We start from the raw sequence: 15,547 nt of genomic DNA on the forward strand, positions 1-15,547 counted from the left end.
TAAAAGGCAAGCGCAGAAGCGGAGTTTTATATGTACGCGGTTTTCCAAAGTGGTGGTAAACAACACCGAGTAAGCGAAGGTCAGACCGTTCGCCTGGAAAAGCTGGACATCGCAACCGGTGAAACGATTGAGTTTGACCAGGTTCTGATGATTGCTAATGGCGAAGACGTGAAAATCGGCGCGCCACTGGTTTCAGGCGGAATGATCAAGGCAGAAGTTGTTGCTCACGGTCGTGGCGAGAAAATTAAGATTGTTAAGTTTCGTCGTCGTAAGCACTACCGTAAGCAAGCAGGCCATCGCCAGTGGTTCACTGATGTGAAAATCACTGGTATCACGGCGTAAGAGGAGATCTGACAAATGGCACATAAAAAGGCTGGTGGTTCGACTCGAAATGGTCGTGACTCCAATGCAAAACGTCTGGGTGTAAAACGTTTCGGTGGCGAATCTGTTCTGGCAGGTAGCATCATCGTTCGTCAGCGTGGCACCAAATTCCACGCCGGTACCAATGTAGGTTGTGGTCGTGACCACACCCTGTTTGCTACCGCAGACGGTAAAGTACAGTTCGAAGTTAAAGGTCCGAACAACCGTAAATACATCAGCATCGTTGCTGAGTAAGGTTGTCGTGACGCAGACGTTTAACGTCTGAACGCACGAATTGAAGGCCCCGCAGCTCCTGCGGGGCTTTTTACATTCTGCGGTCTGTTGCCGTAAAAGCGACGCATCACAAAAGTTTGCTGTACACTTTATGTACGCACTGGCGAAAGCCAATCCTGATTTATCCGCCGCTGGTCAGCGCAGAAGACCCTGGCGGACCCGTCTGCAGAGTGCTGCAGGCGATTGTGTGACGGAGATAGAAAATGAAGTTTGTAGATGAAGCGACAATCCTGGTCGTCGCCGGTGATGGCGGTAATGGTTGCGTAAGCTTCCGCCGCGAAAAATATATCCCGAGAGGCGGCCCTGATGGGGGTGATGGCGGTGATGGCGGTGACGTTTATTTAATCGCTGATGAAAACCTCAATACCCTTATCGATTATCGTTTCGAAAAATCTTTCCGTGCCGAGCGTGGACAGAACGGCCAGAGCCGCGACTGTACCGGTAAACGCGGTAAAGATATCGAAGTTAAAGTGCCGGTCGGCACGCGGGTTATCGATCAGGGTACCGGCGAAACTTTGGGCGACATGACGCGTCACGGCCAGAAGCTGATGGTCGGCAAAGGCGGCTGGCATGGCCTGGGCAACACCCGTTTCAAATCGTCAGTGAACCGCAGTCCACGCCAGAAAACCATGGGTACCCCAGGTGAAAAGCGCGATCTGCAGCTGGAGCTGATGTTACTGGCAGACGTCGGGATGCTGGGTTTACCGAATGCCGGTAAATCGACCTTTATCCGTGCCGTGTCGGCCGCTAAACCAAAAGTGGCAGACTATCCGTTTACCACGCTGGTGCCAAGCCTGGGCGTAGTCCGTATGGACAGCGAGCAGAGCTTTGTCGTAGCCGATATCCCTGGCCTGATTGAAGGCGCAGCAGATGGCGCAGGTCTTGGCATTCGCTTCCTGAAGCACCTTGAGCGCTGCCGCGTATTACTGCATCTGATCGACATCGATCCGATTGATGAAAGCGATCCGGTTGAAAATGCCCGGATCATTCTCGGCGAGCTCGAAAAGTACAGCGAGAAGCTGTTTAACAAGCCACGCTGGCTGGTCTTCAACAAAATTGATCTGATCAGTGAAGAAGAAGCGCAGTCACGTGCCAAAGCGGTTGCTGAAGCACTGGGCTGGGAAGATAAGTATTATCTGATTTCTGCCGCAAGCCGTACTGGTGTCAACGAACTCTGCTGGGACGTGATGAGTTTCATCAACGCCAACCCGAAAGAAGCCGAGCTTGAAGAGAAACAGCCGGAGAAAGTGGAGTTCATGTGGGACGATTACCACAAAGAAACCATTGAAAACACGGTTGAAGTGGAAGATGAAGAGTGGGATGACGACTGGGATGATGAAGACGACGAAGGCGTTGAAATCATCTATCAGCGTTAACCGCGCGTCTGCTACAGCATGATATAGGATGCCCCCTTTCAGGAATGAAAGGGGGCATTGTTCTTTCTGGAGCCTGCTATTCAACGCGACACTCATATCCGCTTCTGATGTGTTCAGCCATAAAAAAACGCAGCAGGTTGGTCGCCTGCTGCGTTTTTTATTACTGCATAATCAGTTGTTCTGATTGATATCGCGGTAGAGTCGGCTCTCGAAACGCACCAGGGGAATACGACGGGTACGTTGATCTTCCGGCGGCACCGCATAACCGGAAAGGAACTGAACGAACGCCACCCGCGCGCCACTTGAGGTGGTGATAAAGCCCGCCAGGTTATAGACGCCCTGCAGTGAGCCGGTTTTCGCCGAGACTTTGCCATCCAGCCCTGCTTCATGCAGACCGCCGCGATATTGCAGCGTGCCATCATAGCCAGCAAGCGGCAGCATCGAAATATAATCCAGCGTGTTGTCATTCTTCGCAATGAACTGCAACACCTGCATCATGGTCTGCGGTGAAATCAGGTCATGGCGCGACAGGCCGGAACCATCGACCTGAATGCTATTGCCCATGTCGACATTGGCTTTCGCTTTCAGGATACGACGAACTGCATCCTGCCCGGCACGGAAGGTACCCGGCACGTTGAAGTAGTGATGACCAATGGTGCGGAACACCGTGTCGGCAATCATGTTGTCTGACTTCTTCAGCATGGTATGCAGCAGCGTATGCAGCGGCGCGGACTGGGTCGATGCCAGTACAGTGCCTGGCTCCGTGACCTGCGTCTGACGCACCAGATGCCCGCTGTAATCAATCTCTGACGACCGTAATTCGGCCTTGAGGATCTCGCCTGCCCAGGCCGCGCCATCCTGTACCGCAAAGGCCAGTGGCAGCGGTTCAGCACGCTGGCGCATACAGCCTGTCAGCGTGTAGCGGTTCAGCTCGCCCGGCACCACATCCAGTTCACAATATTGCCCTTCGCCGCTATTGCGGCCGATGGTGCGGACCTGGCTGTACATATGCGCCGGATAATAGGAGGCGATGCGCACAAAGGCATTTTCACCCGGCGTATTAGCGCTGTAGAGCGACACCGAGAAGCAGTTTTTATCAACAATCGCCGCACCCGGCGGGGCGCTGAAGCACTGGGTCATATCGTTCCACGGCCAGCCCGGCGCCATGTCATGACTGGCAAACACGGAGGTATCGATAACCAGATTGCCTTTAATATGGTTAATGCCCTGCTTCTTAATCGCCGCGACCATGTTGCGCAGATCCTGACGCGTTAAGGTCGGATCACCGCCGAAACGTGCGACTAAATCGCCGTTCAGGGTGCCATCGATAATGGCGCCGCGAGTCTCAAAAGTAGTCTGAAAACGGAAGTCGCCACCCAGTTCCAGTAATGCCGCCAGCGCCGTCACCACTTTCATGGTACTGGCGGGCAGGGCCATCTGTTTTCCGTGGTAATCAATAATCGGTGTTGATGCACCCACTTTCTGCACCATTAGCGCCAGATTGGCACCGTCTGGCAGGTACTGCATGTATTCATCAACTGGCGCTGCGTGTGCCTGCAGCATAAATGCGCAGCTTAATCCGGTAACAAGTCGTGAAAATCGCATAATCTCGCGGTAACTGGCAGGTGAGGGCGTCAATACTACGTTGCCGGACGGTGCAAAGTAAACGATGACCCGCAGTGAACTCTGGGGTAAAATACGTATCAAATTGCAAAACTCTTTTCTGGTCTGGAAGCATTTCCGGGTCAGGATTCTTTTATTTGCAAAACGGGCTAATGCGCCGCAGAACGCTTTTTTCTGCAGTCACCAGTCAGGATGACATCGTTAACAGGAAAGATGGCGAGGAGCTTAAATGAATCAGATTCCGATGACGTTAAGAGGCGCTGAAAGATTGCGCGAAGAGCTGAACGAGCTGAAAACCGTGAAGCGCCCGCGCATTATCGCCTCTATCGCTGACGCACGCGAACACGGCGATTTAAAAGAGAACGCGGAATATCACGCTGCACGTGAAGAGCAGGGTTTTTGTGAAGGCCGTATTCAGGAGATTGAAGCCAAACTCTCCAATGCGCAGGTGATCGACGTCACCCAGATGCCTAAAACCGGCCGCGTAATTTTCGGCGCAACGGTGACCGTGCTGAATGTCGAGACCGACGAAGAATCAACGTATCGCATCGTGGGCGATGACGAAGCGGACTTTAAGCAAAATCTGATTTCGGTCAATTCGCCAATGGCGCGTGGCCTGGTGGGTAAAGAAGCCGATGATGTGGCTATCGTGAAAACCCCCGGCGGCGACGTTGAGTATGAGATCCTGAAGGTCGAATACCTTTAAGATGGTGCTACGCCGGAAAAAGCGTTAAAGCACAATGTAAAGAAAAGAAAAAGGCCGCATCGCGGCCTTTTATCTGAGGTAAGAGCATGTCACTTTCTTTGCCCACTTAACGTGGCAGAGAAATTTTGCTCTCTTTAGAGGGGCGATACAGCACCAGCGTTTTGCCGATCACCTGTACGTTGCTGGCACCGGTCTCACGCACGATAGCCTCAACGATCAGCTGTTTCGTTTCACGATCTTCCGAGGCGATTTTGACCTTGATCAGTTCGTGATGCGCCAGAGCCTGCTCGATTTCGGCCAGCACGCCTTCAGTCAGGCCGTTGCCACCTAGCATAACCACTGGCTTGAGTGGATGGGCGAGGCCCTTGAGGTGCTGTTTTTGTTTGGTACTTAGATTCATCGTAGTTTTTTACTTACTCAGGGATTGAAAACGGTTCATTCTACCGCCATCTCGGGTATATCACCAAATCGACGCAACCCATTGCGTGCAGGTTTATCGCTACGATGACGATTTAGTTGGAAATAATATGACGGGTAAAAAGCGTTCAGCCAGCTCCGGCCGCTGGCTTCAGGAACACTTTAGCGATAAATATGTGCTCCAGGCGCATAAAAAAGGGTTGCGCTCGCGCGCCTGGTTTAAACTTGATGAAATACAACAGGGTGACAAGCTGTTCAAACCCGGTATGACCGTGGTAGATCTGGGTGCTGCACCCGGTGGCTGGTCGCAATATGTGGTACAGCAAATCGGGAACAAAGGGCGCGTCATTGCCTGTGATATCCTGCCAATGGATCCGATAGTCGGTGTCGATTTCCTTCAGGGCGATTTTCGTGAAGAATCGGTGGTCAATGCGCTGCTAGAGCGCGTTGGCGATCAGAAAGTTCAGGTTGTCATGTCCGATATGGCGCCGAATATGAGTGGTACACCTGCCGTAGATATTCCCCGGTCGATGTATTTAGTGGAGCTGGCGCTGGAGATGTGTCGGGATATCCTGGCACCCGGCGGTAGTTTTGTAGTGAAAGTGTTTCAGGGAGATGGCTTCGATGAATACCTGCGGGAAATTCGCTCCCTGTTTACGAAAGTAAAAATTCGTAAGCCGGATGCTTCACGTTCTCGTTCACGTGAAGTGTACATTGTGGCGACTGGGCTCAAACTATAACCAAATTGCTGGAGAAGTCCGCAGCTTTGCTGCGATTCCATGTATGCAGGAACTATAGTACCCTACGCTATCTGTTAACACCGATGTAATATGAGGTTAATCCCTTGAGTGACATGGCGAAAAACCTGATTCTCTGGTTAGTCATCGCGGTCGTGCTGATGTCAGTATTCCAGAGCTTTGGGCCCAGCGAGTCGAATGGCCGTCGGGTTGATTATTCAACCTTCCTGTCGGAAGTGAACCAGGATCAGGTCCGCGAGGCACGTATTAACGGGCGTGAAATTAACGTTGTCAAAAAAGACAGCAATAAATATACCACCTACATTCCTGTCAATGATCCTAAGTTGCTCGATAACCTCTTGACCAAAAACGTCAAAGTGGTTGGCGAACCGCCGGAAGAACCAAGCCTGCTGGCTTCAATCTTCATTTCGTGGTTCCCGATGCTGCTGCTGATCGGTGTGTGGATCTTCTTTATGCGTCAGATGCAGGGCGGCGGCGGTAAGGGCGCGATGTCCTTCGGCAAAAGCAAAGCCCGCATGTTGACGGAAGACCAGATTAAAACCACTTTCGCCGATGTAGCCGGTTGTGACGAAGCGAAAGATGAAGTGGCTGAGCTGGTGGAATATCTGCGTGAGCCGAGCCGTTTCCAGAAGCTGGGCGGTAAAATTCCAAAAGGCGTTCTGATGGTGGGGCCACCGGGTACCGGTAAAACCCTGCTGGCTAAAGCGATTGCCGGTGAAGCGAAGGTGCCTTTCTTTACCATCTCCGGTTCTGACTTCGTGGAAATGTTTGTTGGTGTCGGTGCATCCCGTGTGCGTGACATGTTCGAACAGGCCAAGAAAGCGGCACCGTGCATCATCTTCATCGATGAGATTGATGCCGTCGGTCGTCAGCGTGGCGCCGGTTTAGGCGGTGGTCATGATGAACGTGAGCAGACGCTGAACCAGATGCTGGTTGAGATGGATGGTTTCGAAGGTAACGAAGGTATTATCGTTATCGCCGCAACTAACCGTCCTGACGTACTGGACCCTGCGCTGCTGCGTCCAGGCCGCTTTGACCGTCAGGTTGTTGTAGGCCTGCCAGATGTACGCGGTCGTGAGCAGATCCTGAAAGTACATATGCGTCGTGTGCCACTGGCTACTGATATTGATGCAGCGATCATTGCACGTGGTACCCCAGGCTTCTCCGGTGCCGATCTGGCCAACCTTGTGAACGAAGCCGCGCTGTTCGCCGCCCGTTCGAACAAGCGTGTGGTGTCGATGGTTGAGTTCGAGAAAGCGAAAGACAAAATCATGATGGGTGCGGAACGTCGCTCCATGGTGATGACGGAATCGCAGAAAGAGTCAACTGCCTACCATGAAGCGGGCCACGCCATTATTGGCCGCCTGGTGCCAGAGCATGACCCGGTTCATAAAGTGACGATTATCCCGCGCGGCCGTGCGCTGGGTGTAACCTTCTTCCTGCCTGAAGGCGACGCGATCAGCGCCAGCCGTCAGAAACTGGAAAGCCAGATCTCAACGCTTTACGGCGGTCGTCTGGCAGAAGAGATCATCTACGGTGTGGAACGTGTTTCTACCGGTGCGTCTAACGACATTAAAGTCGCGACCAATCTGGCTCGTAACATGGTGACGCAGTGGGGCTTCTCTGAAAAACTGGGTCCATTGCTGTATGCAGAAGAAGAGGGTGAAGTGTTCCTCGGACGTTCTGTCGCGAAAGCGAAACATATGTCCGATGAAACTGCCCGCATCATCGACCAGGAAGTTAAGCACCTGATCGACAGCAACTACCAGCGTGCACGTCGCATTCTGGGTGAGAACATGGACATCCTTCATGCGATGAAAGACGCGCTGATGAAGTATGAAACCATTGATGCACCGCAGATCGACGACCTGATGGCACGCCGCGAAGTGCGTCCGCCAGCCGGCTGGGAAGATCCAGGCAGCAACTCAGACAGCAACGGTACGCCAAAGGCGCCACGTCCGGTTGATGAACCGCGTACGCCGAACCCAGGCAATACCATGTCAGAGCAGTACAACAAATAAGACTTAACATCGTCAGACAAAACCCCGGCTGGTCCGGGGTTTTTTACATCCAGATATTGATCAGTAAGGAGTTTCCGCCATGAACATGAAGTTGTTCGCCCGTGATTCCCATCTCGATTTATCTTTTCCCCATGTGATGGGCATACTGAATGTCACGCCGGACTCTTTTTCAGATGGTGGTAAGCATAACGCGCTGGTCGATGCGCTGACGCATACCAATGAGATGGTCAACGCAGGCGCAACTATCATCGATGTGGGCGGCGAATCAACCCGTCCTTGCGCGGATGAAGTGAGTGTGGAGGAGGAGCTGGAGCGGGTCATTCCGGTGATCGATGCCATCGCCCAGCGTTTCGAAGTCTGGATTTCCGTGGATACCTCTAAAGCCGAAGTCATCCGCGAAGCGGCGCGAGTGGGTGCTCACATCATTAATGACGTGCGCTCCCTGTCTGAACCGGGCGCACTGGAAGCTGCCGCCGCGACCGGACTTCCCGTCTGTTTAATGCATATGCAGGGCGAACCGCGCACCATGCAGCAGGCACCGGTATACGAAAACATCTTAAGCGAAGTGGACACTTACTTCGCTCAACAGATTGCGCGTTGTGAAGCGGCGGGAATTAAAAAAGAGCGGCTGATACTCGACCCGGGCTTCGGTTTCGGTAAAAATCTCAACCACAATTATGAACTGCTGGCTCATCTGGGCGATTTTCATCACTTCGGTCTGCCGTTGTTGGTAGGGATGTCGCGTAAATCGATGATTGGCCAGCTGCTAAATGTCGGCCCGTCACAGCGTTTAACCGGCAGCCTGAGCTGCGCGGTGATTGCTGCCATGCAGGGCGCGCAAATTATTCGCGCGCATGACGTTAAAGAGACGGCCGAAGCGATGCGCGTGGTCGAAGCGACCCGAAGAGCAAAAGGATAAACATGAGTAATCGTAAATATTTCGGTACAGATGGCATTCGCGGCAAAGTCGGTGAAACACCTATCACCCCCGATTTCGTCCTGAAGCTGGGCTGGGCTGCAGGTAAAGTGCTGGCGCGCCACGGTTCAAAGAAGATTATCATCGGTAAAGATACGCGTATCTCTGGCTATATGCTGGAGTCCGCACTGGAAGCAGGCCTCGCTGCGGCGGGCCTGACAGCAGCGTTTACCGGCCCGATGCCGACGCCCGCCATCGCCTATCTGACCCGTACCTTCCGCGCAGAGGCGGGCATTGTGATTTCCGCATCGCACAATCCGTTTGACGATAACGGAATTAAATTCTTCTCTTCCGAGGGCACCAAGCTGCCTGATGATGTCGAAGAAGCGATTGAGCTGGAGATGGAAAAACCGATTACCTGCGTTGAGTCCGCGCAGTTAGGCCGTGCCAGCCGCATCGTCGATGCTGCAGGGCGTTACATTGAGTTTTGCAAAGGGACCTTCCCCAGCGAACTGAATCTTAATGGCCTGAAAATTGTGGTCGACTGCGCTAACGGCGCTACCTATCACATTGCGCCGAATGTTCTGCGTGAACTGGGTGCTACCGTTATTGCTATTGGTGTCCAGCCAGACGGAATGAACATTAACAAAGAGTGCGGTGCCACCGATCTCAAACTGCTGCAGCAGCGTGTGCTCGCGGAGAAGGCCGATATTGGTCTGGCCTACGACGGCGACGGCGACCGCATCATGATGATTGACCATCTGGGTGACAAAGTTGATGGCGACCAGATCCTCTACATCATTGCGCGTGAAGCCCTGCGTCAGGGACAGCTTCGCGGCGGCGTAGTGGGTACGCTGATGAGTAATATGGGACTGGAATTAGCCCTGAAACAGCTTGGTATTCCGTTTACCCGTGCCAAAGTGGGTGACCGCTATGTGCTGGAAAAGATGCAGGAGAAGGGCTGGCGTCTCGGTGCCGAGAACTCTGGTCATGTGATCCTGCTGGATAAAACCACTACTGGTGACGGTATCGTTGCAAGTTTGCAAGTACTCACTGCAATGGTGCGCAATCACATGAGCCTGCATGATCTCTGCAGCGGCATGAAAATGCTGCCTCAGGTTCTGGTCAACGTACGCTTCGCGGGTGAGCATGATCCACTGCAAAGCGACGCAGTAAAAACCGTCACCGCCGACGTGGAAAAAGCCCTGGCGGGTCGCGGACGCGTTCTGCTCCGTAAGTCGGGCACCGAGCCACTCATTCGCGTGATGGTGGAAGGCGAAAATGAGGCGCAGGTAAAGGAACTGGCGAATCGAATCGCCGATCAGGTCAAGGCCGTTTAAACTTATAACAGGCGGTTCTCAGGATGCAGAACTGCCTGTAAAATCACCGGGATGGCGCTTTTTTCTGCAATCAGTCTGGCTGGTAAAAATTGCACTTGCAGATATATGCGCCTTTGGTTAGTATTCACACCCGCTTCTGATGGGTGATGACGAGACTCCCCATCAATACTGGTTGAAGCTTTAACTGTACGATTATCGTGCAAGGAACAGGTTGAATATGTACGAAGCTCTTTTAGTTGTTTTCCTTATTGTAGCTATCGCCCTTGTGGGTCTGATCATGCTGCAGCAAGGCAAAGGCGCTGATATGGGAGCCTCATTCGGTGCAGGCGCATCCGGTACGGTGTTTGGTTCTTCGGGTTCAGGTAACTTCCTGACACGTACGACTGGCATCTTAGCGGCACTGTTCTTCATCATCAGCCTGGTTCTCGGTAATCTGAACAGCAATAAAGCTTCGAAAGGAAGCGAGTGGGAAAATCTTTCTGCGCCGGCGCAGTCTTCTCAACAGACTGAAAAGCCAGCTCAACCGGTAACTCCGGGCAGCGATATTCCTAAGTAAAGTCGTCAGCACAACGAATCGTTGTGGTCAGTGCAGTGCCGTGGTGGTGGAATTGGTAGACACGCTACCTTGAGGTGGTAGTGCCCGATTGGGCTTACGGGTTCAAGTCCCGTCCTCGGTACCAAATAGCAGTATCACTTGCATTTTATGCAGGTCTGGCGTATTATTCGCCACGTTTTCGGACGCGGGGTGGAGCAGCCTGGTAGCTCGTCGGGCTCATAACCCGAAGGTCGTCGGTTCAAATCCGGCCCCCGCAACCAATTTTCCCTTTGAGTTCTTTTTCAAATATACTGTATGCATCGACGGACGCATTCACGGCTATTTTTTGAAAGAAAATTCTTTGGATGGAGTCCGGGCCGCATTGCGGCATACCGGGTCCAGTGACTAAAAGCCCCGAATATTCGGGGTTTTTTGTTATTAGCGAATCGTAATACTGGGCTATAGGCCCTTTTTTTATGTCTTGGGGGTGGGCTTGTCCACATTAGAGCAAAAATTGACAGAGTTGGTATCGGCTCCCGTAGAAGCGCTGGGTTACGAACTGGTTGGAATCGAATTCGTTCGTAGTCGCACATCTATCCTGCGCATCTATATTGATAGTGAAGATGGCATCAATGTCGATGATTGCGCCGATGTCAGCCACCAGGTAAGTGCGGTAATGGATGTAGAAGATCCTATTACGGTACCTTACAACCTTGAAGTCTCTTCACCGGGACTCGATCGTCCTCTGTTCACCGCAGAACACTACACCCGTTTCATGGGTGAAGAAGTGAGTCTGGTGTTGCGTATGGCCGTTCAGAACCGCCGTAAATGGCAGGGAACCATCAAGTCAGTTGATGGCGAGATGATCACGGTGCACGTTGAGGGTAGCGATGAAGTGTTCGCGCTGAGTAATATTCAGAAAGCGAACCTGGTCCCCCACTTTTAAAAGTCCGGATTGAGGCTAACCAGGATGAACAAAGAGATCTTAGCTGTTGTAGAAGCCGTTTCTAACGAAAAAGCCCTGCCGCGTGAGAAAATCTTCGAAGCGCTGGAGAGCGCGCTGGCGACTGCGACCAAGAAAAAGTACGAGCAGGAAATCGAGGTACGCGTCAGCATTGATCGCCGTAGTGGCGATTTCGATACTTTCCGCCGCTGGGAAATCGTAGATGTGGTGACACAGCCGACGCGCGAGATCACGCTGGATGCGGCCCGCTTCGAAGATGAAGCATTCAATCTGGGCGAGTATGTCGAAGATCAGATTGAATCGGTCACTTTTGACCGTATCACCACCCAGACCGCTAAGCAGGTTATCGTGCAAAAAGTGCGCGAAGCTGAGCGCGCGATGGTGGTTGATCAGTTCCGTCAGCATGAAGGCGAAATTATTACTGGCGTGGTGAAGAAAGTTAACCGCGACAATATTTCCCTCGACTTAGGCAGCAACGCCGAAGCGGTCATCATGCGCGAAGATATGCTGCCGCGTGAAAACTTCCGTCCAGGCGACCGTATTCGTGGCGTACTCTACTCTGTACGTCCGGAAGCGCGTGGCGCGCAGCTGTTCGTGACGCGTTCCAAACCGGAAATGCTGATTGAACTGTTCCGCATTGAGGTGCCAGAAATTGGCGAAGAACTGATTGAAATTAAAGCCGCTGCCCGTGATCCGGGTTCGCGCGCTAAAATTGCAGTCAAAACCAACGACAAACGTATCGATCCCGTCGGTGCCTGTGTGGGCATGCGTGGCGCGCGTGTTCAGGCAGTTTCCAGTGAACTGGGCGGCGAGCGTATTGATATCGTGCTGTGGGACGATAACCCGGCGCAGTTTGTTATTAACGCCATGGCTCCGGCCGATGTGGCGTCGATTGTGGTTGATGAAGATAATCACACCATGGATATCGCCGTAGAAGCTGGCAATCTGGCTCAGGCGATCGGCCGTAACGGCCAAAACGTGCGTCTCGCTTCGCAGCTGAGTGGCTGGGAGCTGAACGTGATGACCGTCGATGATCTGCAGGCTAAGCATCAGGCTGAAGCCCATGCAGCGATCGATATGTTCACTAAACATCTCGACATCGACGAAGAGTTCGCCACCGTACTGGTGGAAGAGGGCTTCTCCTCGCTGGAAGAGCTGGCATACGTGCCAATCAACGAGCTGCTGGAAGTCGACGGTCTCGACGAAGAGACCATTGAAGCCCTGCGTGAACGAGCAAAAAATGCGTTAACCACCCTGGCACTGGCGAAAGAAGAGAGTCTTGGAAATCAGGAGCCCGCTGAGGATCTTCTGAATCTTGAAGGCCTCGATCGTGCGCTGGCGTTCCGCCTGGCGTCGAAAGGCGTTTGCACGCTGGAAGATCTCGCTGAGCAAGGTGTTGACGATCTGACGGATATTGAAGGCATGTCTGATGAACAGGCCGGCGCGCTGATTATGGCCGCACGTAATATCTGCTGGTTCGGCGATGACGCGTAATAACAGGAAGGAACAGCATGACAGATGTAACCGTAAAATCGCTGGCCGCAGAAATTCAGACTCCGGTCGATCGCCTGGTACAGCAATTTGCTGATGCGGGGATCCCTAAGTCTGAAAATGACGCGGTGACCCAGCAAGAGAAAGAAACCTTACTATCTCATTTGAACCGTGAACACGGTCAGGTCGGTTCAGCTAAGCTGACGCTGCAGCGTAAAACACGCAGCACCTTGAATATTCCAGGCACCGGGGGTAAAAGTAAGTCGGTGCAAATTGAAGTCCGCAAAAAGCGTACCTATGTGAAAGGTGATGCAGAGTCTGAGCAAGCTCAGGCAGAAGCAGAAGCCCAGGCGCAGCGTGAAGCGGAAGAGCAGGCGCAACGCGAGGCTGAAGAAAAAGCCCGTCGCGAAGCTGAACAGAAAGCGCAACGTGAAGCCGAAGACAAAGCCAGGCGCGAAGCCGCTGACAAGGCCAAACGTGCAGCAGCGGAAAATGACAAAGTGACAAATCAACCTACCGACGAAGTGACCAGGGCTGCGCAATCAGACAAAGCCCGTCGCGAAGCTGAAGCTGCCGAACTGAAGCGTAAAGCTGAAGAAGAAGCCCGCCGTAAGCTCGAAGAGGCTGCCCGCCTCGTAGCCGAAGAAGCCCGCCGTCTGGCTGAAGAGAAATCAGCGGAATGGGAAAAACCGGAAGAAGAGGATAAAGGCGACTATCACGTCACCACTTCGACCCATGCCCGTCAGGCAGAAGACGAAAACGACCGTCAGGTTGAAGCAGGTCGTGCGCGTGCGCGTACTACTGCTAAAGCTGCGCGTCCGGCGAAAAAAGGCAACAAACATTCTGAAGCCAAAACTGACCGTGAAGAAGCGCGTGCGCAGGTTCGTGGCGGTAAAGGCGGTAAGCATCGCAAACCTAGCGCACTGCAGCAGGGCTTCAACAAGCCAGCGCAGGCCGTTAACCGCGATGTTGTGATTGGCGAAACCATCACCGTAGCCGAACTGGCTAACAAAATGGCGGTGAAAGGTTCTCTGGTCATCAAAGCGATGATGAAGATGGGCGCCATGGCGACTATCAACCAGGTCATCGATCAGGAAACTGCACAGCTTGTTGCCGAAGAGATGGGCCACAAAGTGACCCTGCGTCGTGAGAACGAGCTGGAAGAAGCGGTAATGGACGATCGTGATACCGATGCGGCTCAGGAGTCTCGTGCTCCGGTTGTCACCATCATGGGTCACGTCGACCACGGTAAAACGTCTCTGCTGGACTATATCCGTTCCACCAAAATCGCCTCTGGCGAAGCGGGCGGCATTACCCAGCACATCGGTGCTTACCACGTCGAAACCGACACTGGTATGGTCACCTTCCTGGATACCCCGGGCCACGCCGCGTTTACCGCGATGCGTGCACGTGGTGCGCAGGCGACCGACATCGTTATCCTGGTTGTCGCAGCGGACGATGGCGTGATGCCACAGACCGTCGAAGCTATTCAGCACGCCAAAGCCGCTAAAGTGCCGGTTGTGGTTGCAGTGAACAAGTGCGATAAGCCAGAAGCGGATCCGGATCGTGTTAAAAACGAACTGACTCAGTACGGAATCATTCCGGAAGAGTGGGGCGGCGAAAACATGTTCGTGAATGTCTCTGCGAAAGCGGGTACCGGCATTGATGACCTGTTAAACGCTATCCTGCTGCAGGCGGAAGTACTGGAACTGACTGCTATCCGTGAAGGTATGGCGAGCGGCGTGGTTATCGAATCGTTCCTCGACAAAGGTCGTGGTCCGGTTGCAACCGTGCTGGTACGTGAAGGTACACTGAACAAAGGCGACATCGTTCTTTGTGGTTTCGAATATGGCCGTGTTCGTGCAATGCGTGACGAACTGGGTCGCGAAGTCATGGAAGCGGGTCCGTCTATCCCGGTTGAGATACTGGGCCTGTCCGGCGTGCCGGCTGCGGGTGATGAAGCGACCGTGGTACGTGACGAGAAGAAAGCACGTGAAGTTGCGCTCTATCGTCAGGGCAAATTCCGCGAAGTTAAACTGGCTCGCCAGCAGAAATCTAAGCTCGAGAACATGTTTGCTAACATGACCGAAGGCGAAGTGTCCGAATTGAACATCGTGATGAAAGCTGACGTTCAGGGTTCTGTGGAAGCCATTGCTGACTCCCTGCTGAAACTCTCCACCGACGAAGTGAAGGTGAAGATTGTCGGTTCAGGTGTGGGCGGGATTACCGAAACCGACGCAACGCTGGCCGCTGCCTCGAACGCCATCCTGATTGGCTTTAACGTCCGTGCCGATGCCTCTGCGCGTCGCGTCATTGACTCAGAAAGCCTGGATCTGCGCTACTACTCAGTCATCTATAACCTGATTGACGAAGTTAAAGCGGCGATGAGCGGCATGCTGGCACCAGAGTACAAACAGCAGATCATTGGTCTGGCTGCAGTGCGCGACGTGTTCAAATCACCGAAGTTTGGCGCGATTGCCGGTTGTATGGTGACGGAAGGTAACATCAAACGTCACAATCCAATCCGTGTCCTGCGTGATAACGTGGTGATTTACGAAGGCGAGCTGGAATCTCTGCGTCGCTTTAAAGATGACGTCAACGAAGTGCGTAACGGCATGGAGTGCGGTATCGGCGTGAAGAACTACAACGACGTTCGCGTTGGCGATATGATCGAAGTGTTTGAAATCATCGAAATTAAACGCACCATCGAGTAATAGACTGCTGATGTGTTGCAATTTGGGAGGCC

General features: G+C 53.1%; 14 protein-coding genes and 2 tRNA genes. 14 read left to right on the forward strand and 2 right to left on the reverse strand.

Annotation, left to right across the window (positions count from 1 at the left end):
• Positions 1–30: 30 nt before the first annotated feature.
• The 3 genes from rplU (at position 31) to cgtA (ending at position 2,030) form a co-directional block, all read left to right on the forward strand.
• Positions 31–342: a 50S ribosomal protein L21 gene (rplU, locus tag ACN1CO_RS11875; protein ID WP_008925416.1), complete on the forward strand. Its 312-nt coding sequence runs from the start codon at positions 31–33 to the stop codon at positions 340–342.
• Between the two features lie 15 nt (positions 343–357).
• Entirely contained in the window at positions 358–615 is a 258-nt protein-coding gene (gene rpmA, locus ACN1CO_RS11880) for a 50S ribosomal protein L27 (protein ID WP_003851093.1), read from the forward strand.
• A 242-nt stretch (positions 616–857) separates the two neighbouring features.
• On the forward strand, positions 858–2,030 hold the full coding sequence (cgtA, locus tag ACN1CO_RS11885) for an Obg family GTPase CgtA (RefSeq protein ID WP_003851092.1): 1,173 nt from the start codon (positions 858–860) through the stop codon (positions 2,028–2,030).
• A 171-nt stretch (positions 2,031–2,201) separates the two neighbouring features.
• On the opposite strand, the gene dacB is transcribed toward cgtA, so the two are convergent.
• On the reverse strand, positions 2,202–3,635 hold the full coding sequence (gene dacB, locus ACN1CO_RS11890; RefSeq protein ID WP_033743117.1) for a serine-type D-Ala-D-Ala carboxypeptidase: 1,434 nt from the start codon (positions 3,633–3,635) through the stop codon (positions 2,202–2,204).
• Positions 3,636–3,882: 247 nt separating this feature from the next.
• On the opposite strand from dacB, the gene greA reads away from it, so the two are divergent.
• Complete coding sequence (gene greA, locus ACN1CO_RS11895; RefSeq protein ID WP_003851087.1) at positions 3,883–4,359, forward strand: transcription elongation factor GreA; 477 nt, start codon at positions 3,883–3,885, stop codon at positions 4,357–4,359.
• Positions 4,360–4,465: 106 nt separating this feature from the next.
• On the opposite strand, the gene yhbY is transcribed toward greA, so the two are convergent.
• Positions 4,466–4,759 carry a ribosome assembly RNA-binding protein YhbY gene (yhbY, locus tag ACN1CO_RS11900; RefSeq protein WP_008925418.1) on the reverse strand — a complete coding sequence of 98 codons (294 nt, stop codon included), beginning with the start codon at positions 4,757–4,759 and terminating at the stop codon, positions 4,466–4,468.
• A gap of 127 nt (positions 4,760–4,886) precedes the next feature.
• On the opposite strand from yhbY, the gene rlmE reads away from it, so the two are divergent.
• The 10 genes from rlmE to infB all read left to right on the forward strand — a co-directional run bounded on the left by rlmE (position 4,887) and on the right by infB (position 15,515).
• Entirely contained in the window at positions 4,887–5,516 is a 630-nt protein-coding gene (gene rlmE, locus ACN1CO_RS11905) for a 23S rRNA (uridine(2552)-2'-O)-methyltransferase RlmE (RefSeq protein ID WP_419139129.1), read from the forward strand.
• 113 nt (positions 5,517–5,629) lie between these two features.
• On the forward strand, positions 5,630–7,555 hold the full coding sequence (ftsH, locus tag ACN1CO_RS11910) for an ATP-dependent zinc metalloprotease FtsH (protein ID WP_033781657.1): 1,926 nt from the start codon (positions 5,630–5,632) through the stop codon (positions 7,553–7,555).
• Between the two features lie 85 nt (positions 7,556–7,640).
• Positions 7,641–8,474 (forward strand): dihydropteroate synthase, encoded by an 834-nt coding sequence (folP, locus tag ACN1CO_RS11915; RefSeq protein ID WP_419139505.1) that lies wholly within the window; start codon positions 7,641–7,643, stop codon positions 8,472–8,474.
• A 2-nt stretch (positions 8,475–8,476) separates the two neighbouring features.
• Positions 8,477–9,811: a phosphoglucosamine mutase gene (gene glmM / locus ACN1CO_RS11920; protein WP_419139130.1), complete on the forward strand. Its 1,335-nt coding sequence runs from the start codon at positions 8,477–8,479 to the stop codon at positions 9,809–9,811.
• A 217-nt stretch (positions 9,812–10,028) separates the two neighbouring features.
• Positions 10,029–10,367 (forward strand): preprotein translocase subunit SecG, encoded by a 339-nt coding sequence (gene secG / locus ACN1CO_RS11925; protein WP_283546428.1) that lies wholly within the window; start codon positions 10,029–10,031, stop codon positions 10,365–10,367.
• Positions 10,368–10,404: 37 nt separating this feature from the next.
• Positions 10,405–10,491 (forward strand) — tRNA-Leu (locus ACN1CO_RS11930).
• A gap of 59 nt (positions 10,492–10,550) precedes the next feature.
• Positions 10,551–10,627 (forward strand) — tRNA-Met (locus ACN1CO_RS11935).
• A gap of 212 nt (positions 10,628–10,839) precedes the next feature.
• Positions 10,840–11,292 carry a ribosome maturation factor RimP gene (gene rimP / locus ACN1CO_RS11940; protein ID WP_010251795.1) on the forward strand — a complete coding sequence of 151 codons (453 nt, stop codon included), beginning with the start codon at positions 10,840–10,842 and terminating at the stop codon, positions 11,290–11,292.
• Positions 11,293–11,316: 24 nt separating this feature from the next.
• Complete coding sequence (gene nusA, locus ACN1CO_RS11945) at positions 11,317–12,804, forward strand: transcription termination factor NusA (RefSeq protein WP_419139131.1); 1,488 nt, start codon at positions 11,317–11,319, stop codon at positions 12,802–12,804.
• A 17-nt stretch (positions 12,805–12,821) separates the two neighbouring features.
• Entirely contained in the window at positions 12,822–15,515 is a 2,694-nt protein-coding gene (infB, locus tag ACN1CO_RS11950; RefSeq protein ID WP_419139132.1) for a translation initiation factor IF-2, read from the forward strand.
• The last annotated feature ends 32 nt before the right edge of the window (positions 15,516–15,547 follow it).

It is taken from the genome of Pantoea sp. R13S299, assembly GCF_048515925.1.
Classification (GTDB): domain Bacteria; phylum Pseudomonadota; class Gammaproteobacteria; order Enterobacterales; family Enterobacteriaceae; genus Pantoea.

Bases quoted from the DNA above. Each gene is read 5' to 3' on its own strand.
- ftsH (WP_033781657.1), top strand. From the start codon at position 5,630: ATGGCGAAAAACCTGATTCTCTGGTTAGTCATCGCGGTCGTGCTGATG.
- greA (WP_003851087.1), top strand. From the start codon at position 3,883: ATGAATCAGATTCCGATGACGTTAAGAGGCGCTGAAAGATTGCGCGAA.
- folP (WP_419139505.1), top strand. From the start codon at position 7,641: ATGAAGTTGTTCGCCCGTGATTCCCATCTCGATTTATCTTTTCCCCAT.
- infB (WP_419139132.1), top strand. From the start codon at position 12,822: ATGACAGATGTAACCGTAAAATCGCTGGCCGCAGAAATTCAGACTCCG.
- rlmE (WP_419139129.1), top strand. From the start codon at position 4,887: ATGACGGGTAAAAAGCGTTCAGCCAGCTCCGGCCGCTGGCTTCAGGAA.
- cgtA (WP_003851092.1), top strand. From the start codon at position 858: ATGAAGTTTGTAGATGAAGCGACAATCCTGGTCGTCGCCGGTGATGGC.
- glmM (WP_419139130.1), top strand. From the start codon at position 8,477: ATGAGTAATCGTAAATATTTCGGTACAGATGGCATTCGCGGCAAAGTC.
- dacB (WP_033743117.1), bottom strand. From the start codon at position 3,635: ATGCGATTTTCACGACTTGTTACCGGATTAAGCTGCGCATTTATGCTG.
- yhbY (WP_008925418.1), bottom strand. From the start codon at position 4,759: ATGAATCTAAGTACCAAACAAAAACAGCACCTCAAGGGCCTCGCCCAT.
- rplU (WP_008925416.1), top strand. From the start codon at position 31: ATGTACGCGGTTTTCCAAAGTGGTGGTAAACAACACCGAGTAAGCGAA.
- nusA (WP_419139131.1), top strand. From the start codon at position 11,317: ATGAACAAAGAGATCTTAGCTGTTGTAGAAGCCGTTTCTAACGAAAAA.
- secG (WP_283546428.1), top strand. From the start codon at position 10,029: ATGTACGAAGCTCTTTTAGTTGTTTTCCTTATTGTAGCTATCGCCCTT.
- rpmA (WP_003851093.1), top strand. From the start codon at position 358: ATGGCACATAAAAAGGCTGGTGGTTCGACTCGAAATGGTCGTGACTCC.